The 26227-nt window shown below is 33.6% G+C and carries 25 protein-coding genes; 7 read left to right on the top strand and 18 right to left on the bottom strand.

What is annotated here, in order from left to right; all coding sequences use genetic code 11:
- Positions 1–127 precede the first annotated feature (127 nt).
- From BKM63_RS13140 to BKM63_RS13105, 8 genes are all read right to left on the bottom strand, one after another.
- Positions 128–427, bottom strand: a complete 300-nt coding sequence (locus BKM63_RS13140) for a hypothetical protein (RefSeq protein WP_071637364.1) — start codon at positions 425–427, stop codon at positions 128–130.
- A 248-nt stretch (positions 428–675) separates the two neighbouring features.
- Positions 676–1371 (bottom strand): mechanosensitive ion channel family protein, encoded by a 696-nt coding sequence (locus tag BKM63_RS23915; protein WP_242661153.1) that lies wholly within the window; start codon positions 1369–1371, stop codon positions 676–678.
- A complete protein-coding gene (locus BKM63_RS23910) occupies positions 1319–2329 on the bottom strand; it encodes a hypothetical protein (protein ID WP_242661143.1) in 1011 nt (336 codons plus the stop codon). Before BKM63_RS23910 ends, BKM63_RS23915 begins: the two co-directional genes overlap by 53 nt.
- A 95-nt stretch (positions 2330–2424) precedes the next feature.
- Complete coding sequence (locus BKM63_RS13130; RefSeq protein WP_071637026.1) at positions 2425–3894, bottom strand: polysaccharide biosynthesis C-terminal domain-containing protein; 1470 nt, start codon at positions 3892–3894, stop codon at positions 2425–2427.
- A gap of 47 nt (positions 3895–3941) precedes the next feature.
- Positions 3942–5231 carry a glycosyltransferase family 4 protein gene (locus BKM63_RS13125; RefSeq protein WP_071637025.1) on the bottom strand — a complete coding sequence of 430 codons (1290 nt, stop codon included), beginning with the start codon at positions 5229–5231 and terminating at the stop codon, positions 3942–3944.
- Between the two features lie 18 nt (positions 5232–5249).
- Positions 5250–5429 carry a hypothetical protein gene (locus BKM63_RS13120; protein WP_071637024.1) on the bottom strand — a complete coding sequence of 60 codons (180 nt, stop codon included), beginning with the start codon at positions 5427–5429 and terminating at the stop codon, positions 5250–5252.
- Between the two features lie 270 nt (positions 5430–5699).
- Complete coding sequence (locus BKM63_RS13110; protein WP_071637022.1) at positions 5700–8147, bottom strand: YfhO family protein; 2448 nt, start codon at positions 8145–8147, stop codon at positions 5700–5702.
- Between the two features lie 51 nt (positions 8148–8198).
- Positions 8199–8486 carry a DUF4834 family protein gene (locus BKM63_RS13105; protein WP_071637363.1) on the bottom strand — a complete coding sequence of 96 codons (288 nt, stop codon included), beginning with the start codon at positions 8484–8486 and terminating at the stop codon, positions 8199–8201.
- A gap of 124 nt (positions 8487–8610) precedes the next feature.
- On the opposite strand from BKM63_RS13105, the gene BKM63_RS13100 reads away from it, so the two are divergent.
- Together BKM63_RS13100 and BKM63_RS13095 are read left to right on the top strand one after the other, a co-directional pair.
- Positions 8611–9582: a transporter gene (locus BKM63_RS13100; RefSeq protein WP_071637021.1), complete on the top strand. Its 972-nt coding sequence runs from the start codon at positions 8611–8613 to the stop codon at positions 9580–9582.
- Between the two features lie 44 nt (positions 9583–9626).
- The gene (locus BKM63_RS13095) at positions 9627–10745 is read left to right on the top strand and encodes a GNAT family N-acetyltransferase (RefSeq protein ID WP_071637020.1); all 1119 of its coding nucleotides are present in this window, start codon (positions 9627–9629) and stop codon (positions 10743–10745) included.
- A 112-nt stretch (positions 10746–10857) separates the two neighbouring features.
- Here BKM63_RS13095 and BKM63_RS13090 read toward each other — a convergent pair whose 3' ends face one another.
- Together BKM63_RS13090 and BKM63_RS13085 are read right to left on the bottom strand one after the other, a co-directional pair.
- Positions 10858–11343 carry a hypothetical protein gene (locus BKM63_RS13090; RefSeq protein WP_071637019.1) on the bottom strand — a complete coding sequence of 162 codons (486 nt, stop codon included), beginning with the start codon at positions 11341–11343 and terminating at the stop codon, positions 10858–10860.
- Positions 11344–11463: 120 nt separating this feature from the next.
- Complete coding sequence (locus BKM63_RS13085) at positions 11464–12723, bottom strand: aminotransferase class I/II-fold pyridoxal phosphate-dependent enzyme (RefSeq protein WP_071637018.1); 1260 nt, start codon at positions 12721–12723, stop codon at positions 11464–11466.
- Positions 12724–12983: 260 nt separating this feature from the next.
- On the opposite strand from BKM63_RS13085, the gene nirK reads away from it, so the two are divergent.
- Genes nirK through BKM63_RS13070 form a run of 3 tightly spaced genes read left to right on the top strand, consistent with a single transcriptional unit; the run spans position 12984 to position 15835 of the window.
- Positions 12984–14423, top strand: coding sequence for a copper-containing nitrite reductase (gene nirK, locus BKM63_RS13080; protein ID WP_071637017.1), 1440 nt, complete (start codon positions 12984–12986; stop codon positions 14421–14423).
- Positions 14424–14438: 15 nt separating this feature from the next.
- Positions 14439–15215, top strand: a complete 777-nt coding sequence (locus BKM63_RS13075; protein ID WP_071637016.1) for a formylglycine-generating enzyme family protein — start codon at positions 14439–14441, stop codon at positions 15213–15215.
- Positions 15216–15232: 17 nt separating this feature from the next.
- Positions 15233–15835 (top strand): SCO family protein, encoded by a 603-nt coding sequence (locus BKM63_RS13070; protein ID WP_071637015.1) that lies wholly within the window; start codon positions 15233–15235, stop codon positions 15833–15835.
- Between the two features lie 42 nt (positions 15836–15877).
- Here BKM63_RS13070 and BKM63_RS13065 read toward each other — a convergent pair whose 3' ends face one another.
- From BKM63_RS13065 to BKM63_RS13045, 5 genes are all read right to left on the bottom strand, one after another.
- Positions 15878–17101 (bottom strand): hypothetical protein, encoded by a 1224-nt coding sequence (locus tag BKM63_RS13065; protein ID WP_071637014.1) that lies wholly within the window; start codon positions 17099–17101, stop codon positions 15878–15880.
- Positions 17102–17329: 228 nt separating this feature from the next.
- Positions 17330–18064, bottom strand: a complete 735-nt coding sequence (gene ric, locus BKM63_RS13060) for an iron-sulfur cluster repair di-iron protein (protein WP_071637013.1) — start codon at positions 18062–18064, stop codon at positions 17330–17332.
- A 13-nt stretch (positions 18065–18077) separates the two neighbouring features.
- Positions 18078–20315, bottom strand: coding sequence for a nitric-oxide reductase large subunit (locus BKM63_RS13055; RefSeq protein ID WP_071637362.1), 2238 nt, complete (start codon positions 20313–20315; stop codon positions 18078–18080).
- Positions 20316–20402: 87 nt separating this feature from the next.
- Complete coding sequence (gene azu, locus BKM63_RS13050; protein WP_071637012.1) at positions 20403–20921, bottom strand: azurin; 519 nt, start codon at positions 20919–20921, stop codon at positions 20403–20405.
- A gap of 19 nt (positions 20922–20940) precedes the next feature.
- Positions 20941–21390 (bottom strand): RrF2 family transcriptional regulator, encoded by a 450-nt coding sequence (locus tag BKM63_RS13045; RefSeq protein WP_071637011.1) that lies wholly within the window; start codon positions 21388–21390, stop codon positions 20941–20943.
- Positions 21391–21590: 200 nt separating this feature from the next.
- On the opposite strand from BKM63_RS13045, the gene BKM63_RS13040 reads away from it, so the two are divergent.
- Both BKM63_RS13040 and BKM63_RS13035 read left to right on the top strand, forming a co-directional pair.
- Entirely contained in the window at positions 21591–22370 is a 780-nt protein-coding gene (locus BKM63_RS13040) for an NYN domain-containing protein (RefSeq protein ID WP_071637010.1), read from the top strand.
- 30 nt (positions 22371–22400) lie between these two features.
- The gene (locus BKM63_RS13035; protein ID WP_071637009.1) at positions 22401–23915 is read left to right on the top strand and encodes an FMN-binding glutamate synthase family protein; all 1515 of its coding nucleotides are present in this window, start codon (positions 22401–22403) and stop codon (positions 23913–23915) included.
- A 55-nt stretch (positions 23916–23970) separates the two neighbouring features.
- On the opposite strand, the gene BKM63_RS13030 is transcribed toward BKM63_RS13035, so the two are convergent.
- The 3 genes from BKM63_RS13030 to BKM63_RS13020 all read right to left on the bottom strand — a co-directional run bounded on the left by BKM63_RS13030 (position 23971) and on the right by BKM63_RS13020 (position 26214).
- A complete protein-coding gene (locus BKM63_RS13030; RefSeq protein ID WP_071637008.1) occupies positions 23971–24405 on the bottom strand; it encodes a hypothetical protein in 435 nt (144 codons plus the stop codon).
- A gap of 212 nt (positions 24406–24617) precedes the next feature.
- The gene (locus BKM63_RS13025) at positions 24618–25025 is read right to left on the bottom strand and encodes a hypothetical protein (protein ID WP_071637007.1); all 408 of its coding nucleotides are present in this window, start codon (positions 25023–25025) and stop codon (positions 24618–24620) included.
- Between the two features lie 10 nt (positions 25026–25035).
- Positions 25036–26214 carry a glycoside hydrolase family 88 protein gene (locus tag BKM63_RS13020; protein ID WP_071637006.1) on the bottom strand — a complete coding sequence of 393 codons (1179 nt, stop codon included), beginning with the start codon at positions 26212–26214 and terminating at the stop codon, positions 25036–25038.
- Positions 26215–26227 lie beyond the last annotated feature (13 nt).

The following is a 26227-nucleotide window of genomic DNA, read 5'->3' as shown; positions in this document are numbered from 1 at the left end:
CTGAGATACCAAGGTTCTAAGTTTTTTATTCTAAGCTTAGTCCGGCAATAAATAAAAATTCCAAATTCCAATGACTTAATGAATCATATTTGGAATTTGGAATTTTTTAATTTTGCGATTTAAGCTGCTAAGCAACTAAACATTTTTCTTCAAAAGGAAAACCATCCTCGTCGATGGCAACTAATACCTTTTTTTGCTTAGAAGCCTCGAATGTAAGATAGAGCCAAGCAAATGACCATAATCCGAGGGTTAAACAAAAAATAATGAAATTTAAACTGTGGTTAACTACTTTTCCGCCTTTAGAAAGAACTGCAAAAAGTAATTCATCATTTCTTTCTTCTAATGTAAATCCGTTATGAACTTTGTTTGATATCATATTGGAAAACACCTGTACACTTTGTTCCTGACTTAGCTTACTGCCTTTCATAATCATTTGTTTGGGTTTGTCTTCACGTGATACTAACTTTAAATTTCAATGGTTTATAATTAAGTACCCTATCTGTTAAACACTTACAAATCTCTTTTTATTGTATTTTGAAAGATATTTTTTGCTTATTTAGACTGGATTCTATATTAAAACGAAACATAAAATTAATTTTAATAAATTGAATTTCAAAGAAATGAGCAAAAAAAATTAAGATTATCTTCACATTTTCAATTTCTTACAAAAATTAGCTAGCTTTTGTTCTTAATATTAAAAAATGGTGCTTCATAATCCTTTTTTAAATAATTCTCAGGAATGGTGGTAGTATTTCCATCTCGAAGTGCGCTGTAATGAGGCGACATGATCTCGATGCCAGCCGCATTAAATGAATCCTGAATATTTTGATGCAGGGACGAATAAATTAAAGGCTGCCTGGTTGGATGCTTTGTATAAACATTAATTTGGTACGAAACATAAAAATCATCTAAGCTGGTCTGCAAAACAAAAGGAGCCGGCGTTTTTTCAATCAGCTCTGTTTTTAGGGCCGCCTCGATCAAGGCTTCGTAAATAGATGCCCAAGGCACATCATAACCAATGGTAACAGTGGTATGAATCAATAAGCCATTATTGGCATTTTTTGTATTCGAAGAATAATTTGTTGAAGTACTGGATAAAACTGTCGAATTTGGAATGGTAATATCTTCAAATTTAGGAGTTCTAATTCGGGTTACCAAAGCTGTTTTTTCTATTACTTCTCCGCTTACATCGCCAATTTTTATAAAATCTCCAATCTTAAACGGACGCATATATGTAATGACTAATCCTGCGACCATATTGGCAATAGCATTTGATGAGCCTAATGAAAATAAGATCCCTACAAATACTGAAACTCCTTTAAAAATAGGAGAATCTGAACCTGGCAGATACGGAAATATTACAACCACCATAAAAGCCAAAAACAGAAAGTCTAATAATATTAAATGTTGGCATTGCCCAATCACTATAAAAACCATCAATTTTAATATTCTCTTTTTTTATTTCATCAAAAAAGAACCTGATCACTTTTATAGTATACTTAAAAATGAAGATGATTACAATTATAGTAACCAAACTTGGCAGAAAATGAACAAACCCCATTACCGCCAGTTTTGCCGGCGAAAGAATCCAATGCAGTAAAGTTGTCGTATAAGCCTCTGTAGCCGGAAAAATACTAAACAGGGCAGGTAACGAAAGATAAACAATTAAAATCAGTGTAATACCTTTTATAAAACTATACAATCGCATTAATAGTGACTGCTGTTTTTGGGGTGATAAAATTTTTATGTTATTATAACTAAAACCTTTAAAATATCGATCGCTGTTTTTTAAAATATACCACTTAATACGGTTAAAAATCTTCCCGGCAAGATATAAAACAAGACCGATAATTAAAATTAGCAAAGCTGTATAACCCAGTCTTTTGGGAAGCATTGAATAATTTTCATTTTGATAAATTACAGCTCGTTTTATCAGGTTTAAATTTCTTTTTGCAATAAAGGCTGTGGTTTGATTTTCTGCTTTTGCATCGGCCTCAAGAATAGACATAATTATAAAATCATTCTTGTAGATGATGTCTTGAGAAATTTCAGAAGGAACAACCTGTAGAGAATCTTTTTCAAAAAAAGAATCTTCATACAATTTCCTGATTTTTTCTGTAATTGCGTGTGCCCTGTTTTCGGCAGAAAAAGAACCTACTTTGTTATAAACATGAAACAGTGTATCCTTAAATGGCGCAACGGGATAGCCTTTTAGTTTTGGCTTAACTTCTGTTTTACTTAAAGTATCCTGACTAGTATTTTGAGCAAACGAAACGGAATAAAATGAAATAACAAAAAGCACTACAAAACAAAGTAATTTATTTCTCATATTCGTTTATATTAAGTTAGTGATACTTCCTAACAAATATAAAAACAAAATAGATTCGAAAATAAATTACTTCGCTGTTTCTAAATAAAATCGTACTAAATTTTAATTCCTATTTTTCTCAGCATCATGTCTATTACTTTATTAATATCCGGAGAAATATTAAATCTGTAATTTAAATACACATATACAATAGTTACCAATATTGATTTTAAAGCAATGCTGATAAGCTGAAAAAACGGAAACTCCCAAAAGTAAAATACCAAAAACAATACAAATGTTAACAGCATCGAGGAGATCGTTTCTTTGGTAAACGGATATAAATTAAGCTTTTTAACCACAAAAAGAAGTTTTGCCAAACTGTATAAAGTGATGGACAATAAAGTCGCGAAAGCTGATCCGAATATTCCGAAAATTGGAATAAAGATCATGTTTAAAACCACAGTCAGCACAACCAGCATTAATCCTAAATACAATACCATTCTGTAATATTTAGTATTAAAAATGATAGCATTATTGTTTCCTAAAATTAAATCGAAGTATTTAGATAAACCAATCATAAATACAACTTCAATTCCGCCGCTGTACTCTTTTGGAACCAACTCATACAACTGATTAATATTTACAAATATGCAAAGCATTACAAAACCACCCACTATCTGCAGGTTTATAGAGGTTTTTTTGTAAAGCTGATTCAGCTCATCGTGTTTATTCTCGTGCATTAATTTTGCTGTAATTGGATACACAATTTGATGCATGGCTCGACTTGGAACAGAAATTACCAAAGCAATATAAGTTGCCACAGAATAGAAGGCAATATTTTCAATCTGCATATATTGGTTTAGTATCATTTTATCGCCGTCCAAAAGCAAATTGGCAACACTTCCAGATAAAATAATATAAAAAGTATAAACTAATATATCTTTTGTATTGGTTGGTATAGTAAACTGAAAAGTTGGTTTCTGAATACTAAAGGCATACAACATGGTTATCAAGAACGCCAAAAAATATAAAATCGCGGTTGCATATACAAAACCTTCTACGCTAAGCCAGTTGAAGTAAACACCTATTAACAGGAATAATGAAAATAATCGTAACCCGACTTCCTTAACAAAATTTCCAAAAACGGAATGCATATTTACACGAAGCCAGGCATAAAAAATTTCAAAATAGGCCATGCATAATCCTATAAATGGAATTAACCAGATATAACTTTTTACAATCGCATTCTTTTTTGACACAAAGAATATAATCTCATCATAAAAAACAAGACCAATTAGTAAAAGCGGGATTATTAAAAGCAGCGGGAATAAAACTGTAAAGGATAAAAAACGGGATTTTTCCTCGTCTGTTTGGTATTGTGAATAAAATTTAACCAAAGTGTTCTGCATTCCAATCGCAAATAAAGGCATAATCACATTTGCTGCAGAGGTAATATAATTAGTTAAACCATAAAAAGTGGCACCTAAAAAAACAGGATATAAATAAAGTGTATTAATGGCTCCAATTCCAAAGCCGATGTAGGTTATTATAGTGTTTTTAAAAGACTGGTTTAAGACAATACCCATTTTTGGATTTCTGAATTTAGATTTTAGATATTAGATTACTGAGCGAGTTACGCCTCATTAATCAATTGTGCTAATTGTTTGGTAAGGTTTTTTCTTGAATATTGTTGTAAACCAACACCGTTAGCTTGTAATTTTCCTTCCAAAAACTGATTATAAAAGTCCAAAATTACACTTTTTAACTTCGCTTTTTCTGAATAATCAAAAAATACTCCGGTATTTGTTTCTTTTATAATATCGGCAAAATCAGAACCTTGCGGGCCAATAGCAATTATTGGACGATTTGAGACCATGTATTCAAACAATTTGCCCGGAATAATACTTTTAGTATCTTCTGAATTAATTTCGATTAAAAGTAAAACCTGAGACTTCTTTTGATGAGCAATCGCTTCATTATGCGAAACATATCCCAAAAGGTTCAAATAATCATTCAGCTTGAATTCTTCAATAGAATCTAATACTTCCTGACTTACGGCTCCGATTAACTTAATTTCTAAATGAGATTTAAAATCCGGAATTTCCTGAAGCAGCTCCACCAGAGATTCCCATAAAAATTTTGGATTTCTTTCTGATAAAAACGATCCGATATGAGCCAGAGTGAATTTAGAATCTAAAGGTTGTTTTTCTACCTTTTCAATATCGTAACCATTTGTAATTACAGAAATTGGTTTATTGGTAATGACTTGAAATTCTGCTTTTGTAGTTTTACTTGTTACAATAATAGTATCAGCAGAATTAAGCACCTTATGCTCTAGATTTTTATGCTTTTTTGCTGCGTAATTAGACAAACGCAGCGCTTTATGATACCCAATAGTAGTCCACGGATCACGAAAATCTGCAAACCATTTTACATCTAATTTTTCTTTTAATTCCAGACCAATTAAATGTAAACTATGCGGAGGTCCCGAAGTTACAATAGTATCAATATTATTTTCTTTAATGTATTTTTCAAGATAAGAAACAGAAGGTTTTACCCAAAAAGCACGAGCATCTGGAATAAACAGATTTCCCCTGATCCAAAGAAAAGTTTTGTCTAAAAAAGTCTGCTTTTTTTTATGCGGAAAAATTCCGGAACTGATTTTCTTGGTTTTATTCTTTGAAAAAACAGAAGCTAATTGATAAGGCTCCCAAATTTTATTTTTAAGAACAATTACTTTATCTGAAATTTCGCTTACCAAGCCTTCATCTACAATTGGATAAGTTGGATTTTCAGGAACATAAACAATGGGCTGAACACCAAAATCAGGCAGATATTTTACAAATTTCAGCCAGCGCTGTACTCCCGGTCCGCCAGCTGGAGGAAAGTAATACGTTATAATTAAGAGCTTTTTTTGTTCCAATGAAAATCGTTTATTATTTTAAAATGCAAAGTTAATAAAGAACTTTCTTCTTTTTTGAGTTGAAATTTTATTTACTTTATTTAATGTATGAGAAACCTCAATAAGTATCATTAATCGTTCTAATCTTTCGAGATAAGACAATGATTTTATTTCAGCAATTCCTTTTTCTTCAACATTTGTTACTTTATTTGTTCTCACTGTATAATTAAAGTTATTTAAACAAATCTTTTATACACTCTATATATAATATAAAACAAAAGTATACAATTTAAAACCAGCCAAAAATTATAAAAGCCCCAGACAATTTTATACTCAGTTTCCATACTAGAAAAACTAAAATATTCTCCTTGACTTTCATTATAAAGATCATCATATCCCATCATGTATATTCCGCAAAAGACAAATACGAATAAATCAAAAATGGTAAAGACAATAATTTTAAGAATCTTTGAAATCGGCATCTATGAGTTAGTCTTTAAACTCACTCTTATTTGTACTAGATTTTCTTCTTTCGAAATAAATACCTCCAATCAAAAGCACGAACATTCCAATTGAACTCACCAGATTAATAGTTCCACCGGTTTTAATAACCTGAGGTTCGAACTTAAATTCGATTGTATGTTTTCCGCCGGGAACTTCCATTGCTCTTAAAACGTAATCTACAGGAAAATGATCCGTTAATTGTCCATCAATGTAAGCGTTCCAACCGTTTTCATAATACATTTCAGAGAAAACAGCCAAACCATCTTTTGCGTTATCTGATTGATATTTAATATAATTTGGTTTGTATTGAACCACTTTTATTGTTCCTGTTGTATCCCATTGTTTTTTCATACGGGCATTTTTAAATTTCCCCTCATGATCATGAACATTAAAAATAGCTACTTTTTTAGTATCAAGATGATCTAAAGCTTTCATAACATCGTCTGGTTTATTAACCAGTTTTACTGAGCTTACAAACCAAGCATTTCCATTTGCATCCGGATTAATTGCCGGAATTTCATTTCCTTCTTTATCAGATTGAATTACATACTTAACATTTAACATATTAAGCACTTCCAAATTATTTTTAGCAATTTGATAGTCATACAACTGCTGCATTCTTCTAGGTCTTACCGCGCTATAACCTCCAATAGTTTTATGAAAGTAAGAAGATCTGCCCTGCAATTGTCCTTGCGGATCAAATACACGGTAAACAGAAGTATCTTTTAAAATCTGCGCATCGGTTGGTGTTTCCTGAAATGGAGCTGCTATCTGAACCGGGCTGACAAAATCTTTAGCAGAAACATATTTCTTATCTACAAAAAACAAGTCAAAAATCATTAAAAGAGCTACAATAATTAAAGCTGTTGTTTGTGAAAATTTATTTTTAATAAATAACCATAAAACTCCAAAAGTAACTACAATAAAAAAACCTGAACGAAGTAAATCAGCAGAATACAAAGACCTTCTGTCCTCTTTTAAAGCATCAACAAAATCAGGTCCATAAGCTTGCAGATAACTGTTGTCGCTCATTCCTGTAAAATGAAAAAAGCCTTTAGCAAATACTAAAATCAGTAAAATTCCTAGTCCAAAAACTGTAGTTTGAATTAAAGCTTTTTGCTGCAATTTAGGTTCTTCTTTTGCTTTAAAGAATGATTGTAACCCCATCACTGCCAATACCGGAAAACATAGTTCTAAAATGACCTGAATAGATGATACCGCTCTAAACTTATCATACATTGGAACGTATTCAATAAAGAAATCCGTAAGAAGTGAGAAGTTTTTCCCCCATGAAAGCACTAATGTAAATAATGCTCCTGCAAGAAATACGTATTTAATTTTTCTTTCGTCAATAAACAACGCTAAAACTGCTAAAAAGAAAACCACAACCCCAATGTAAGCCGGAGCAGAAACAATGGGCTGATCTCCCCAGTAAGTTGGCATTCCTGATACAAAATCTTCGGCCTGACTTGCCGGAACTCCCTGCTCTAACATAAACGAGTACATACGGCTGTCTGTACCAACATTTTCATGACTGGAACCTCCAAAAATTCTTGGAGCAATTAAGTTCAAACTCTCAGCAATTCCGTAACTATATTCCGTAATATAGTCTGTTGTCATTGATGCTGTTGTTTCATTTTTTGATCCGTCAGGATTAAAAGTCAGTTCGCTTTTATCACGAATACTGTATTTAGCATACTCGCTGGTCGCCATTAAGTTGGCTGCATTGGCACCGATAGCAAAAATTCCTGCTACGGCCAAAGTTCCAATTGCAATTAAAAGCGGTTTATATTCTTTATCTTTTATAAAATTAAAGGCAAAATAACCTGAAAGTATCAATAAGAAAATCAATAAATAATAGGTCATTTGAAAGTGGTTGGCATTAACTTCTAATGCAACCGCAAACATGGTGAGCAAACCTCCCCAAATGTATTTTTTCTGAAAAACAAGTATGAAACCGGCTATAACCAACGGCATATACGCAATCGCATGTGCTTTGGCATTATGTCCAACACCGAGAATAATAATCAAATAGGTAGAAAAACCAAACGCAATTGCGCCAATAAATGCTTTTAAGGGATCTGTTTTTAAAACTAATAACAAACCATAAAAGCCTAAGAAATATAGAAACAGATAATCAGCCGGACGCGGTAAAAAACGCAAAACGTCATCTATTTTTCCAACAAAATCGTTTGGATAATTTGCCCCTAACTGGTAGGTAGGCATTCCGCCAAAAGCTGAATTTGTCCAATAAGGCTCTGCCTGTTCTGCGGCTCTAAAGTCATTTTGCTCTTTGGCCATTCCGGTGTATTGAGCAATATCTGACTGGAAAATTTGTTTTCCCTGCAGAACCGGATAAAAATAAATTAATGAAACGAGAATGAAGCCCAGTACTACAAGGGCGTGCGGATAGAATTTATTTACTATTTTCAATTTTGGCTGGTTTGGTTAAATGATGAATCCTGCTTACTTAAGGATACAAACTTAATCTATTTCTTCGTAATCAACATAATCGCCCACTTTTTTGGTTTCGCGAGGCTTTTTTGCATTAGCAGTATTAATAATTATTTCATCATTATTAGTAGTGCGGGTTTGCTGCCATGAGTTATCCTGGCCATATTGTTGTTGTCTTTGAAAATTCTCTCCTGCTTTTTCGACTGCTTTTTTGACCAATACCGGCAAAAAAATTCTAGCCAAAAATTTAAAAATATAATAAAACGCAATAATCCACATTATCGTTTTAAACAAATTTGTAAAAGATGCTTCTTGCATGATCATATAATTTTTTTCCAAAATTAGTAAATCCGTTGTTTAAAATTAAAATATCAATCTTAAATAAATAATAAAATATAGTACATTTGAATTGCGTTATTATTTTTCTAATCCCCAAATAATTATGTTGAAAATTAAAAAATTACTTTTTACCGCTCTTTTTTTTACACCGCAAATTTTCTTCGCACAATACACTGATGTGATTAATTCCAACCGCCCGGGCGAAACCATGTCTGCTTATGCAGTGGGCAAATCAGTCATTCAGGCCGAAATTGGTGTTTACGGAATTAAAGAAAAACACGATTTATTAGATTACGACGCCACTGGTTTTGGTACAGATTTAAGCATTCGATATGGCGCATTTCTGGAACAGCTCGAGTTTATACTTGACGTTCAATATCAAATGGCAAACTTCGACACCCCTTACACCAGTTATAAGAAAAACAATTTCAGACAAACCGTTTTAGGGGCAAAATATTTAATTTACGACCCTTATAAAAATTATAAAAGAGAAGCTAATATATACAGTTATAAAGCCAATCACAGCTTTAAATGGCGTGAATTGATTCCTGCCGTTTCTATTTTTGCAGGAGCTAATTTTGTTGGAGCCGATAATCCATATTATTTTTCTCCAGACGGCGAAATTTCTCCAAAGGTGGCCTTGGTAACACAAAACTTATTTGGAGGCGGAAGATGGGTATTTGTAACGAATATTATTGCTGATTATATTGGAACTGATTATCCAAGCTATGGTTATGTATTGACACTGACACACGGATTTAATGCAAGATGGTCCGGATTTGTAGAAAATCAAGGATATAAAAGCGATTTTTACAGCGATGCTATTGTGCGCGGAGGAGCTGCCTACCTGCTTTCTCCTAATATGCAGATTGACGCATCTATAAGTACTAATTTTAAAAATACGCCTTCTGTTTTATATGGAGGAGTTGGCTTTTCATGGCGCTATGACGGATGGTACCAATCGAAACAAATTGAAATTAAAAACAAAGAAAAAGCCAAAAAGAATCCTGAAAATGAAAAACCAATTGATTATCAGGAAAAAGAAAGAAAACGTAAAGCTAAATACGAGAATTAATAACCAAACCTCATATAATCAGAGGTTTTTTATAATGCCACTTAATGATTACAATTAAAGAAGCCAAAACTAAAAAGGAATTAACAGATTATATCAAATTTCCGTTTTCACTTTATAAAGACAACCCATATTGGGTACCGCCTATTATTGCAGATGAATTAGAGTCTTTTGATAAAACTAAAAATCCGGCTTTTGATAACGCCGAAGCTTATTTTTATCTGGCCTACAAAGACAATAAAATTGTCGGCAGAATTACAGCTATCATTAATTGGGCAGAAGTAAATAATCAGCATAAGCGAAAAGTTCGTTTTGGTTGGTTTGATGTTATTGATGATATAGAAGTAACTAAGGCTCTTCTTGAAAAAGTATACGAATTAGGAAGAAAACATAATCTCGAGCATGCCGAAGGTCCAATGGGTTTTTCTAATCTGGACAAAGTGGGCGTTCTTACGGAAGGCTTTGATCAGGTTGGAACAATGATAACCTGGTACAACAATCCGTATTATGTTACTCATTTTGAGCAATTAGGTTTTCAAATCGAGAAAGAATATATCGAAAGTATTTTTCCTTTCTCTAACGTAAAACCTGAGTTTTTCTTAAAAGCGCAAGCCTTAATCAAAAAGCGTTATGAACTTAGAGCATTAAATTTCACAAAAACAAAAGACATAATGCCTCACGTGGATAAAATGTTTGATTTGTTTAACGAAAGTTATGCTAAACTAGCTTCATTTGTAGCAATTTCAGATGTTCAGAAAGAATATTTTAAGAAAAAATACATCAGCTTTATTAATCCTGAATATATAAAATTTGTGGTAGATAAAGATGATAATCTTGTTGCTTTCAGCATTGTAATGCCAAGTTTTACCGAAGCGCTTCAAAAAGCAAAAGGAAAGCTTTTTCCATTTGGTTTTATACATCTTCTAAGAGCCCGAAAGAAAAGCAAAGATGTTGTTTTTTATCTTATCGGAGTTCATCCTGATTACCAAAATAAAGGAGTTACTGCTATTATTTTTGACGAATATTATAAAACTTTTTCGGAAAAAGGAATCAAAAATTGCATTAGAACTCCAGAATTAGCTGAAAATACCGCCATTCATTTACTTTGGAAAAATTTTGATCCAAAAATTCACTGCCAGAGAAAAACATACCTGAAGTACCTCTAATTTTTTGAACTGTAATCAGTTAGAGTATTCAAATAAAGAATATAAAAAAATCCATTCGCCCCCAAACGAATGGATTTTTTAAATTAATAACAATTCATTATTCCACTTTACATTATTCCACTTTGCAATCTACTTTTACTAAAGTATTTTTTTGATCAAATTTTAATTTGGTTTTATCTTTAAAAGTTACTTTATCATTGGCTTGTACGACATCTCCATATCCTTCAATAAAGGTATTTTCTCTTTTTAAGAAAGCAACTTCTCTTACTGATGAAGTTCCTTCAGAATTAAAGGTATAATCGGCAATTAAGGTATCACCTTTCATATTTCCAATCAGAGTTCCTTCATTTTTATCTTTTCCTACTAAATTATAACTTAGCTTTCCATTGACTTCCTGGTGTGAGTTTACATTAAAACTCATCTCGATAATACTTCCATTAGATTTCCATGAATAGCATTGGTCTCCTGCAGGCTCCACAATCTCAGCCTCTTTTGGCGGACTCGGAGTAATTTGAACCGGCTCTGTAGTAGTTGTTTCTTTTTTGCAAGAAACAAAAACCGCTAAAATAAGGGTTGCTATTGCTAATACTTTTTTCATAATTTTTTATTTTTATTTTGTGATTATGATATAAAGTTAGCTCAAATAAAAAAAATCCATTCGTAGAACAAATGGATTTTTTTACATAATTTCCACTTAAGGAAATTTATTTTAGATTAATTACGAAACGTCAATAGTAGTACGTTCTGCAATTTCTTTATAAGTACCGTTAACTAATTTCTCGCGAATTGCTTCAAAAGCTGTTAACGTTTCATCAATATCAGCTAAAGTATGAGAAGCTGTTGGAATCATTCTCAACAAAATAATCCCTTTTGGAATAACAGGATAAACCACAATAGAAAGGAAAATACCGTAATTCTCTCTTAAATCGTTTACCATTACCATTGCCTCAGGAATACTTCCTTCAAGGTAAACAGGAGTAATACAAGTATTTGTATCTCCAATGTTAAATCCTTTTTCTTTAAGTCCGTTTTGTAATGCATTTACATTCTCCCAAAGTTTATCTTTAATAGCAGAAGAATTACGTAATAACTCTAAACGTTTTAATGAACCAATTGTCTGGATCATTGGTAACGCTTTAGCAAACATCTGCGAACGTAAATTGTATTTTAAGTAATCAATAACTGTTTTATCTGCTGCTACGAAAGCACCAATATTAGCCATAGATTTTGCAAAAGTAGAGAAGTAAACATCAATATCGTCCTGAACTCCCTGCTCCTCACCTGCTCCGGCACCTGTTTTACCAAGTGTACCAAAACCGTGTGCATCATCAACCAATAAACGGAAATTGTATTTTTGCTTCATCGCTACAATTTCTTTCAATTTTCCCTGTTGTCCGCGCATTCCAAAAACACCTTCGGTAATAAATAAAATACCTCCGCCTGTTTCTTCGGCCATTTTTGTAGCACGCTGCAGGTTTTTTTCCATACTTTCAAGATCATTGTGCTTGTAAGTAAAACGTTTACCCATATGCAAACGAACACCATCAATAATACAAGCATGTGAATCTACATCGTACACAATGATATCATTTTTAGTAACCAGGGCATCAATAATAGATACCATCCCCTGATAACCAAAATTCAATAAATAAGCCGATTCTTTCATTACAAAAGCAGCTAATTCATTTTCTAATTGCTCATGATAAGTAGTATGTCCAGACATCATACGGGCACCCATTGGGTAAGCCGCACCAAACTGAGCTGCTGCATCTGTATCTGCCTTACGAACTTCCGGATGATTAGCTAAACCTAAATAATCATTTAAACTCCAGTTTAGGATATTTTTTCCATGAAATGTCATTCTAGGACCCAACTCTCCTTCTAACTTTGGGAAAACATAATAGCCTTCTGCCTGAGAAGCCCATTTTCCTAAAGGTCCCTTATTGTCCTGAATTCTTTCGAATAAATCTTTTACCATAATATAGTGTAGTAATTTTTTTAACTTAATCAGCGAGCAAAATTAAACATTATTATTCTAAAATTCAGAGTGTCATTTATTTTTATTAAAAAATAATCAACATCTTATTTTTAACAAGATTTACCCCCCCCGTTTTTAGCTTTTACAATTGCAAAGTAGAAATTAATTTAAGCGCAAAGTATGATTTTTATCATAATAAAAGACAAAATAGTCTTTTATTTTTGATTGAAATTTAAATCCAAAAACAAATACCAAATCCTATGAGAAACAATAGTATAACCTCAATTAGACTAATACTGTATTTTATTTTTGCTGTTCTATTTTTAGCAGGCTGCAAAAAAGAAGATGTAAAAAATTACGCCGATATAATGACCGAAGGCGAAATGGAAGCAGAACTCACTTCTCCGCCTCATGTTCCAAAACCAGTTGGAAACAGAACGGCCATGAAGCTGAAATTAAACATGGAAATTAAAGAACAAGAAGGCACAATGACTGATGGTGTGAAATATACTTATTGGACATTTGGAGGATCTGTACCGGGGAGTTTCATCAGAACCCGTGTGGGCGATGAAGTAGAGTTCCATTTAAAAAACCATCCTGACAATAAATTACCACATAATATTGACTTACATGCTGTAACCGGTCCCGGAGGCGGTGCAACCTCATCGTTAGTGGCTCCCGGCCATGAAAAAGTTTTCAGTTTTAAAGTTATTAACCCCGGATTATATGTTTATCATTGTGCTACAGCCCCAGTTGGAATGCATATTGCAAACGGTATGTATGGTTTGATTTTAGTTGAACCAGAAGGAGGCCTTCCTCCGGTTGATAAAGAATACTATGTTATGCAGGGTGATTTTTACACTCAGGGTGAATATGGTGCCAAAGGCCTGCAGGCATTTGATATGAACAAAGCGATAAAAGAAACTCCTGACTATGTTGTATTTAACGGAAAAGTAGGATCTCTAACCAACGGAAATGAATTGACGGCAAAAGTGGGCGAAACAGTACGTTTATTTGTTGGAAACGGCGGGCCAAACTTAGTTTCTTCTTTCCACGTTATTGGTGAAATCTTTGATAATGTTCATATAGAGGGCGGAAGCAGTATTAATAAAAATGTACAAACTACCTTAATTCCTGCCGGTGGAGCGGCAATTGTAGATTTTAAAGTCGAAACACCCGGAACCTTTATTCTGGTCGACCACTCCATTTTCAGGGCATTTAATAAAGGAGCTCTGGGCATGCTGAAAGTAGAAGGAAAAGAAAATCAAAACATTTATTCCGGAACAATACAGGAAGGTATTTATCTGCCTGAAGGCGGGACAATTCAGAAAATGCCGGGAGGATCAAATGCAAAAGCAGTTATTCCGAAACGTACCATAGAAGAAAAAGTAAAGATTGGTAAAGAACTTTTTGGAACAACTTGTTTTGCCTGTCATCAGTCAGAAGGACAAGGGATTCCGAATACTTTCCCTCCTCTTGCTAAATCAGATTACTTAAATTCTGATTCTAAACGTGCCATCAAAACCATAATACATGGTCTGACAGGTGAAATAACTGTAAATGGAAAAAAATATAATAACGTAATGCCTGCTCAAAATTTATCTGATGATGAAATAGCAAACGTGCTTACCTATATCTACAGCAGCTGGGGTAATAACAAAACAGAAATTACTCCAGAAATGGTAAAAGCATTAAGATAACAACAATTATTCTTTATGAAAATACACTTTTTCATTCTTACTTTTTTCCTGATGCTTTCAGCGTTTTCAAAAGCTCAGAAAATTGGAATGGTTCCGATTAAAGAGGGCTCGTTTGTCCCTCTTTACGGAGCCTCTTCTAAAAAACCGGTTATCGTAAAATCTTTTTATATGGATGTTTATCCCGTTACAAATGATGATTTTTTAAATTTTGTCAAAAAGAATCCCATTTACAGCAAATCAAAAATAAAAGGAATTTTTGCAGACAAAAGCTATTTATCCTATTGGAAGACTGATTTTGATTATGGGAATGTTAATCCTAAATCGCCTGTAACCAGCATTTCCTGGTTTACTGCAAAAAAATACTGCGAATGTCAGGGTAAACGACTACCAACAATGGATGAATGGGAATATGCTGCTATGGCCGATGAAAAAAGAGCAGACGCCCGAACAAAAAAAGAATTCAATGCCTACATTTTGTCCTGGTATGAGAAATCGAAGACCTATGAAAATGAAATTGGAAAAACTTTTAAAAATTATTGGGGAATTTATGATATGCACGGCTTAGTCTGGGAATGGACATCGGACTTTAACAGTATTTTTTTATCGGGAGAATCCAGAAAAGACAAAAGCAGTGATAAAAATTTATTCTGCGGAAGTGCCTCTGTGAATGCCACAGATTTAATGGACTACGCAGCCTTTATGCGATATGCTTTTCGAGGAAGCCTGAAAGCACAGTTCTCTACCAGAAATCTAGGTTTTAGATGCGCAAGCAACACAAAACCAAAACATTAATCTTAAATTAATTTCAAATGAAAAAAATAATAATTGCAGCTTTCATTCTTCTATTTTCTTTACAAAGCTGCAAAGAATCAGATAAAAAGAATATCACGCCAGCAAAAACAGATAACAAAATTAGTGATTTATCTATTTACAACTTACCCTCAAAGTGGACTACTCAGGACGGAAAGGATATTGAGCTAAAAAGTCTTAAAGGAAATGTTCTCGTTATGGTTATGATTTATACAAGCTGTAAAGCGGCCTGTCCTAGATTAGTAGCCGACATGAGAGATATTGAATCCAAACTGGATAAAAAGACGAAAAAAAATGTAAAACTTATTTTAGTCAGCATCGATCCTAAAACTGATACTCCTGAAAAATTGAAAAGTTTTGCAATTGCCAATCAAATGAATCAGGAACTCTGGATTTTCCTTCGTTCATCTGAAGAAAATACGCGTGAATTTGCAGCGGTTTTGGCAGTTAATTACAAACAGATATCTCCAGTAGACTTTTCACATTCTAATATTATCAGTGTCTTTAATCCGGCCGGAGAATTAATATTTCAGCAAGAAGGTTTAGGCGTTAACAATGAAAAAACAATAAAAGCAATAAATCTTGAAGCAGAAAAAATATAAAGATTACACATTTTGATTTAGGAGAAAAACAAGAGGAGATTTTTAGGAATGAATCGACTCTTGTTTTTTGTTTAAAATAGAGACCATTATCAAAATTAAGCCAAACACTAAAAGCAGACTAAAAACAAAAATACTCTCAAAATATCCTGAAATCATTCCTTTTTCAAAATAAAGAAACGCGCCCTGAAAAAACAATAAAACTTCGGTTGCTAAATAACCAAAAATAAAGCTCTTTACTCCTATTTTTAAGATGAAAGAATTACTGGAAAGTATTTTATTCTGAAGTAAAATTCCAAACAAAAATCCGGTAATGATTCCTAAAGTGGTCAGATGAATAAATCCAATTACAAAATTCCTGATTTGATGTGAAACTTCGGCAATATTTGGAGAAATAGTCAGCAATTGAATTCCTATCTTTAAAAATAACGAACATAGGGCCAAACCATAAACCTGTTTTGTTATTTTATCTAAATCAGTTTTAAAATTACTTAGTTGAGGCCTCAGCATTTGTAAAAAATAAACAAATGCGCCTAACTGCACTATAACGCCAAAGCCATTAATGAAATTTAGAATATTGTTTTCTATAAACCATCGAATTGGAAATGCGATCGTTAAAAAGATTGAAACAATCAAAAGAACATAAAATCTTTTAAATTTTATTTCTTCAATTTTATGCTGAAACTGCTTTAAAAACAAAGCCAAAACAGCACACAAAAACCAGCCGTTAAACTGAAAATGCAGAAAGAATTGAATCGCAATTTGATAAAAAGCACTTTGCTTTCCGAGTGTGCTTACTGCAGGACCTAAACACCAGACTCCAAAAGTCGATAAAATCATAAACAGTACAGCAGCTTTTAAAAGTCTTTCCTGAGGTGTTTTTTCTCTGGAAAAATCTTTCCAAATCAATCGGCAAAAAGCGTAACTCAACAAAATGTGAAGTGTTGAAAAAATAATCGAAAACAAAGTATATCCTTGAATAGGAAAGGTTATCATCATTCCGATAACAGAAAATTCAGTAAGCCAGAACAAGCGATTGTATATCGGTTTCCGACTTTTTTCTTTGGCAATAAAAAAATGAACAACCAAAACATAAATCATAAGATAAACCCAGCCAAGCATTGCCACATGAGAATGGGCGTGAAGCAAAAAGCCGTAGTTTACAAAATCCAGCGGAAAAAGATATACAAACCGCATTAACAACCCAAATACACAAGCAATCAGGAAATTAAAAAAACAACAGATGATCCAGGTTTTTTGAGAATTCATTTTAGAAAATCTTTTATGACATATCGTTCTCTATCTAATAAAAGGCGTTTCAATTGCATCGCCTCTTATAGCTTCTTCAAAACTTATGTCTCTAGGTAGTTTATTTTTTTGAGTTAAACTCAATTCATTAAAAGTAACGAATTAATTGAAATTTCTTCCAATAAAAAACACCGATAATGCTCAGAAATTGACATTTATCGGTGCTCTTTTCACTATCAAAATCTATTATTATTGCGCTACTTCAACAAAATCTTTTTCCAAAATAACTGCTTTTGGAAACAATATATTATTTTCCAGATGAATATGTTTATGCAAATCTTCTTCGAATTCTTTCAACATGGCAAAAGTTACTCGGTACGTGGTACAAGCATCTGCAGGAGGCGTATAATTATCCGTTAAATTGGCAATCTCTCTAAAGCGTTCTCCTTCATTATCATGTTCGTGCATCATCATAGCGATTGGGTTAGATACACTTCCAAAAGAAGGCTGTGATAAAAGTCCATCAGAATCTTTCGCTTTCACCATTCTTTTTATAAAAGGAAACAAAATCAATTCTTCTTTTTTCATGTGCTGCGATAATTCTGCGGCACAACCTATAAACAATTCATTTATTTTAAATAATTCCGGATGATGTGCACCGTGAACTTTACATAATTTATCCAGAAAAGGAAGAAGCGTCTGGGTTTTATCCTCTACATAACGATGATGCGTTTTTTCAATATAATCTGCCAATAAATCTAAAGGCCAGGAATTAAAGTCTATCGAACCGTTGTTTTCTGATTGTACAACCTCCTGAATGCTTTGCAGCAAGGTTTCCGAATTTATATTTTGTTTTTCGCAGACTTCGTCTACTGTTCGGTTTCCTTTGCAGCAAAAATCGATTTTATACTTAGAAAATACGGCAGCTGTTCTATAATCCTGTGCCACAAATGATCCTATTGTTCTGTTTTTTAAGTTTTCCATGATAATTAATTTTTTATTTATTTTTATTTTTTAAAGTCAATTCAAATACAAACCACGCCATTGTGATAAATCCGATTCCGAAGATAGAATCTCCTATTGCGCGAAGCCATTTTAAGGTAATCATGGCCGGTTGCTGCATTAATTCTGATGAACGGGCATACCACATTCCGTGATCGATACTTTCTATTGCCTGCCATACTCCAATTGGAAGTAAACTCAATACTGCCATTAAAAACAAACCAATATTTAGTGACCAGAAAGTAATTTTGAGCAGCTTAGTATTCCAGTTTACATGTCTGTATAAACTTCGTAATACAAACAATACCAAGCCTATTCCTAACATTCCGTAAACTCCAAATAAAGCAGTATGTCCGTGGAGCGGTGTTGTATTTAAACCCTGTACATAGTAAAGTGCAATGGGAGGATTAATAATGAACCCAAAAACTCCAGCTCCAAGGAAATTCCAGAATGCTACCGAAATCATGAAATAAATCGGCCATTTGTAATCAGCAATCCATTGAGTTGATTTAGAGATTTTATAATTTTGATATGCTTCAAATCCTATTAAGGTTAAAGGCACTACTTCGAGTGCACTAAAAGTTGCTCCCAACGCCATAATCGCAGTTGGAGTTCCAGAGAAATACAAGTGATGGAATGTTCCTAAAATTCCTCCCGACATGAAAATAATGGTTGCAAACAAGACATTTAAAGTAGCTGTTTTGGTTTTCAATAATCCTAATCGAACAAATAAGAAAGCCATAACAACAGTTGCAAATACTTCAAAGAAGCCTTCAACCCAAAGATGCACCACCCACCATCTCCAATATTCTGCAATTGCTAGATTGGTTTGTCTTCCCCACATTAAACCTGCTCCGTAAAACATGGCAATTGCGGCGCAAGAAATTAAGAATAAAATGATTAGATTTTTTTCTTGTGTTTTTTTCTTTAAAATTGGAATTAAGGGGCGAACCATTAAAGCCAGCCATAAAAACAAGCCCACTAAAAGGAAAATCTGCCAGAAACGTCCTAAATCAACATATTCATAACCTTGATGACCAAACCAAAAGTTTTGTACCAAATCTAATTTCTGCATTACGCCAAACCACTGCCCGGCCATTGAGCCCAAAACAATAATCAACAAAGCGATAAACAAGAAATTGATTCCGAAACATTGAAATTTAGGGTCTTTGCCCGAAACTGCGGGCGCAATATATAACCCTGTTGCCAGCCACGCGGTTGCAATCCAGAAAATAGCCAGTTGCGTATGCCATGTACGCGTAACGGCGTAAGGCAAAATCTGATCGATTGGAATTCCATAAAGCCCATTTCCTTCTACGCCATAATGTGCTGTTATGATTCCAAAAACCATTTGCAGTATCATTAATAAACTCACTATCCAGAAATATTTTACAACCAGTTTCATTGATGGTGTTTTACCCTGCTTGATAATTGGATCTTCTTTTGGAAGCGGAAACTCTTGTTCTTCACCCGATTTTGCATGATAGAAAACTAAAATTCCAATACTAAAAATCAGCAGGATAATACTAACTCCGGACCAGGCCAAAAGTTCTTTCGTGGCTTTGTTTCCAACCAATTCGTCAGAAGGCCAGTTGTGCGTGTATGAAATATCAGAATCCGGGCGATTGGTAACCGTTGCCCAAGTTGCCCAAAAGAAAAATGCGTTCATTTTGTGCATTTTTGCTTCATCCTTAATCGAATTTTTTGGAATCGCATATTCTTCTCTCAATTTATCAAACTTAGGGTCGTTTGTAAAAAGTCCTTGATAATATTCGCTTAAACTTTCAATCGCCGCAACACGATTTTCAGATATTGTAAGAATCCCTGATCCGGCATCATATCGATTCGTTCTTAAATCTTTTTGCAAACGAACTTTTAATGCCGATTGTTTTTCAGCATCGAGTTCGTCAAACTTCTTATTAAAATCTTCTTTTGCAAATTTATCCAGTATAAAAAGCGCTTCATGATGCAGCCAGTCTGCTGTCCAGTCTGGTGCCACATAAGCGCCATGTCCCCAAATAGAACCTACCTCCTGTCCGCCTATACTCTGCCAGATATTTTGTCCGTCTTTAATTTCATCCTCAGAAAAAATAAGTTTCCCACTGTCTGAAACTACTGCTTTTGGAACCGGCGGTGCCTGCTGGTAAATTTCGTAACCATAATAGCCAAGCACGGCAAAAGATATCGTCATTACCAAAGCAAAAACGATCCATAATTTTTTTTCTCTTTTCATTTTTACATTATTCAATAAAAGATATTTTTATCCTTTATTAGTTTTTAAAAAAACTCCAATCTAAATAAAGATTAGAGTTTTTATTATTTACTCAACAATTAATACCCCTTTCATCATAGCCACATGCCCTGGGAAAGAGCAAATGAACGGATATGTTCCTTTTTTATCAATTGTAAATTCGATTGTATCCTGGTCACCGCCGCCTAATAATTTAGTATGAGCAATAATTGAAGCTTTTTCAGATTCCGGAATATAATCAGTCGCTTTTGCATCATTCGCTTTTAAAGCAAAAGCGGCTTCATCCGTTCCTTCTTGCAGAATAACTAAATTATGTCCCATTGCTTCTTTTGGAATTTTACCAACATGTTTTAATGTTAGTGTTATTGGTTTTCCTGCAACAGCTTTTAATTCATTTGTATTAAACTGCATTTGGTCATTTCCTTCAATAACTAAAACATTTTCAGCAGTTGAAGTTACAGGAGCTGCTTCTCCTTCTGTCGAAGTTTCGGTTTGTTCTTCAACCGGAGCTGTTTCTTTTTTACCGCAAGAAGTTATGGTTAAAAATCCCATTAGGATTAATAGTGAAATTTTGGTTTTTGTATTCATTTTTAGGTATTTATTTATGTTAATCGTTTGTAATTAGCGTTTTTAGAAAAAAGTCTCCTGATTTTACTCCCAAGGCAAGCTGTTCTAAAGTTGTCTTTGTAAGCATCTCTAGTAAAAGACCTCTAATTTTTTTAAACTCAAAATGCACCGGGCAGGGATGATCCTCTGAACATTCTTTTAAACCGATCCCGCATCCTCTGTAAATTTTATCACCATCGATTGCATCTACAATCTGAATTAATTTAATTGATTTTAAAGCTTCTTTTGAAACTTCAAACCCACCTCCTACTCCTTTAGCCGAGTGAATAATGCCGTTTTTGGTTAAAATCTGCATAATCTTGGCCGTAAAGGGTTCTGGCGAATCAATTTCTTTTGCCACATCTTTTATTCCAACCCTGATTCCTTTAGAAGATTTGGTTGCAATAAATATTGAAGCCCTAATTCCGTATTCACATGCTTTTGAAAACATACATTTTTTAATTAATTCGATACAAAGATAAGGACATTGAATATAAAAGACAAATTTATCCTTAATTAATTTTATATCACAAAAACTTATTTATAACCAAAATAATTTAGACTGGATAAAGTATTTATTAGGAATCAAATTCGTATAAAAACCAATTTTAATTTTAACTTTGAGATTCCATAATTTCTAATATCTAAAAAATGCCTTTAAGCAACTCAAAAGATTTAAAATTAGCTGTTCTGATTGATGCCGATAATGTGCCCTACAGTAATGTAAAAGGTATGATGGAAGAAATTGCAAAGTTTGGAACACCTACAACCAAACGTATTTATGCTGACTGGACAAAGCCGAATGCTAATGGCTGGAAAGCAGTTTTACTGGAACATGCGATTACACCAATACAACAATACAGCTACACGGTTGGGAAAAATTCATCAGATTCTGCATTAATTATTGATGCAATGGATTTGCTTTATTCCGGAAAACTAGACGGTTTTTGTATCGTTTCCAGCGACAGCGATTTTACACGTCTGGCTATTCGACTTCGAGAATCCGGAATGAAAGTTATTGGAATTGGAGAGAAAAAAACACCTAGTTCCTTTATAGTTGCCTGTGACCGATTTATTTATATTGAGGTTTTAGACGGAGCAATTCAGAAGAAAAAACCAAAAGTAAATACGGCCGATACCAAAAAACCAATCGAAAAGCCTGCTGAAAAAGCACTTCATAAAGTTGATAAACAAACGATCGAACTTATTGAAGCCACAATTGAGGATATCGAAGATGATGACGGCTGGGCTTTCCTGGGTGATGTTGGAAACCTGATTGTAAAGAAAAAACCCGAATTTGACCCAAGAAATTATGGATATTCTAAGCTCACACCAATGTTGAAATCATTGACTGATATTTTAGAAATCGACGAAAGGGAATCTGATAAAAAAGGCATTAAACACGTTTATGTCAGATTACGATTCAACTAATTAAATTATTACTCCTTATTACTTAAAAACATGAGAAAAAAATTCTTTATTTACGGATTCTTATTGTTTCTAATTGTTGTTGCAATTTACCATTACACAGGACGAGGTTATTTACTCGTTTTTATTATTCCTATTTTATTGATTATTGGAGCGTACAATGCTTCACAAAAAAAACACGCTATTTTAAGGAACTTCCCGGTTTTGGGTTATTTCAGGTATTTATTTGAAATGATTGCACCCGAAATTCAGCAGTATTTTATAGAAAGGTCTACAGACGGGAAACCTTTCTCCAGAAATCAGCGTTCGCTGGTTTATCAAAGAGCTAAAAATATCGATTCGAGCACGCCTTTTGGAACACAGCAAAATCTAAATACAGAAACCTATGAAGGAATAAAACATTCTATTTTTCCGGCAAAAGTAAATGAAGAACTGCCAAGGGTTTTAGTAGGCGGAAAAGACTGCAGACAGCCTTATCTGGCTTCTCTGTTTAATGTTTCGGCTATGAGTTTTGGTTCATTGAGCGAAAATGCAGTTCGTGCCATAAATATTGGTGCTAAAAAAGGGGGGTTCTATCAAAATACAGGAGAAGGAGGTTTAACCGATTATCATCTTGAAGGCGGCGGCGATATTACCTGGCAGATTGGTACAGGTTATTTTGGATGCCGTGATGCTGAAGGAAATTTCAGCCCTGAAAAATTTTCAGAAAAAGCAAATCTTCCCAATGTCAAAATGATCGAAATAAAACTTTCACAGGGTGCAAAACCCGGTCATGGAGGTGTGCTTCCGGCAGCTAAAAATACAGAGCAGATTGCCAAAATCAGAGGGGTTATACCGCATACTATGATTCTTTCTCCTCCCGGCCATACTTCTTTTTCTGATACAAAAGGATTAATTCAATTTATAAAACAATTACGTGAATTATCGAACGGAAAGCCAATTGGATTTAAACTATGTATTGGAAACACAGCTGAATTTGAAGCTATATGCCATGAAATGATTGCCGAAGATACTTATCCGGATTTTATTACAATTGATGGTGCCGAAGGAGGAACCGGTGCTGCTCCGCTGGAATTTGCAGATGGTGTAGGAATGCCATTTGAACCGGCTTTGATTTTTGTAAACAAAACGCTGATTGGATTAAATATTCGTGATAAAATAAGAATTATAGGAAGCGGAAAAATTATTTCAGGTTATTCCATCCTGCATGCTATTGCTTTGGGTGCAGATATGTGTAACAGCGCCAGAGGTTTTATGTTTTCTCTGGGATGTATTCAGGCATTGCGTTGTCATAATAACGAATGTCCAACAGGTGTTGCCACTCAAAACAAAATGCTTATGAAAGGTTTGGTTGTTACTGACAAATCAGACCGTGTGTATCATTTCCATAAAAATACCCTGCATGCTGCAAACGAACTTTTGGCTGCAGCCGGAAAAACATCTTTTTCAGACGTAGATATCAATATATTTATGCGTGGTGATGAATTCACGAATTTATCTGAACTGTATTTCCCGGATAACTTAAAAAACGTTACCAAACGAAATTAAAAATAAAGGCCTCTTTGAACATTTACAAAGAGGCCTTTATTTTTTATATTAAAACTTAAAGTTTTGCAGTTTCTTTACTTCCCGCAGAAGCTCCGTTTTCTATTGCTGCCAATTCTTCTTTATCAACCAATTGCTGCGCTAATATTGCGTTATTATAGGCTAAAAAGTAAACATCAAATTTTACTCCTTCATCGATCAGTTCTGTAGAAATCTGATTGTTCTTAATCATTTCTTTTAATAAATCCGGAAATGAATCTTTGTACGCTAATTTGTTTTCGTCATTTTCTTCTAAATTAGTTTCAATTCTAATTTCAATTTTATTGTCATTCAAAAATGCTTTAGCAGTTGTACTGGTAATTCCGTGGCCTTTTATTGACGACGAATTGTTGTAAGTACTTACATGTTCCTGAATTTTTTGTTTAGTATTTTTACAGCTTACCAAAAGCAATGCAACAGCAAAAATAAATACGATTTGGGTAATTTTTTTCATAATTTTTTGGTTTATTAGTTAATTTTTAACTCAAACATAATGAAATTTAAATAAAAAAGCAAAACCAAATCATAAATTTTAAAAATGTAACTATTTAACTACAAACAAATTGCACAAAGATTAAAATCAAGAGATTAACCTTAGATAAACTAAAAAAAAGCCTCTTTAAAAAAATTTAAAGAGGCTTTTTTTAAGACTGATGTTTACTAGAACTAATCTTTCAATAGTCCTGTTATTGATTCTTTCGTTATGACTTCTTTTACAAAAACAGTATTATCATCAGCCAGATAATAAGCATCAAACTGAATTCCCTCTGTAACTAATTCTTGCGGAATTTGATTTTTATCGAACATATCTTTTAACAGCTTAGGAAATGTTACAGCCGCAGCTTTTTTGTTAGTTTCATTCTGTTCTAAAGTGGTTTCAAAACGCAATTCGATTTTATTGTCGTTAATGTAACCTCTGGCAGTTGTAAGTTTTACGTTTTCGGCCTTAAAACTTGAAGCGGTTGCATTATACTTTACAACAAATTCCTGTAATTTCTGTTTGGTATTTTTACAGCTTGCAAGCATCAATACCATAATAATCGCAAATGAGATTTGGCTTATTTTCTTTATCATAGTTCTAAATTTACTTTATTTTTTGAAGTCTTAAAAGTGCTTCAATATAGTAATAATCTGCGTAATTTATAGAACAATCTACTTCGCTTCCTGCAGGTTTATGACCTGTTGAATGCAATAAAAATGCTGAATTGACGTCTCGGCTTTGATAATGATCTGAAAGTGAGACGATCATTTTTTTCGATTTAGTCAAATATTCATTTTTCAAATTCTTATCTTTTGTATAAGAACTCAATTCTAAAAGTGCCGAAGAAACAATCGCCGCTGCCGAAGCATCTCTTGGCGCATTTGGAATATCCGGTGCATTAAAATCCCAATACGGAACCAAATCTTCTGTGGTTAATTTATCTAAATAAACACGGGTTAATTTGTGCGCAAAATCTAAAAACTTAGGATCTTTAGTTTCTCTGTAAACCATTGTATATCCGTAAATCGCCCAAGCCTGACCGCGCGCCCACATACTGTCATCACTATAGCCCTGCGCAGTTCTGCCTTTTATTTTTTTTCCGGTTTCATAATCATAAATGATAACATGATAAGAAGTATTATCGGGTCTGAAATGATTCGCCATTGTGGTTTCGGCATGTTTTACCGCGATATCATATAGTTTTTTATTACCGCCATTTTTTGAAGCCCAGAAAAGAAGCTCCAAATTCATCATATTATCAATAATTGTATTATGCCCACCCATTTTATTATGAGGCCAAGACTGTATTGTTCCTACTTTGGGATTAAAAAGTGAGGCCAAAGTATCGGCAGTTTTTAGAATAATTTCTTTGTATTCCTGATTTTTGGTTAATCTATATCCGTTTCCAAAACTATTAAAAACCTGAAAACCCAAATCGTGATCTGCCGCTTTACTTACTGATAAAGGCGTTAAGAAGCGAGTAAATTTATCGGCTTCTTTTTCCCATTTTTTATCTTTTGTTGCTTCGTACAAATACCACAATTCACCAGGCCAGAAGCCGCTTGTCCAGTCTTTATACGTAACGAATTTCCAGTCTTTGCTTCCATTCGGAACCGTTCTTGGAGAAGTTCCGTCATCCGGAATTACTTTTAAGGTTTTTGATGCCTGTTCTGCGCAATAATCCAATTGTTTCTGAATGTTAAACGAATTGTTCTTTTGAGCATAACTCTGATTTCCTAAAAGAAACAAAGCCGCAATCAGGGTAAAAAATTTTGAATTCATGTGGTTATTTTTA

Origin of the sequence: Flavobacterium johnsoniae, from assembly GCF_001879205.1 — a bacterium.
GTDB classification, from domain to species: Bacteria; Bacteroidota; Bacteroidia; order Flavobacteriales; family Flavobacteriaceae; genus Flavobacterium; species Flavobacterium johnsoniae_A.
Note: the sequence above shows the minus strand (reverse complement) of the source record. Positions and strands in the feature narration are given on the sequence as shown.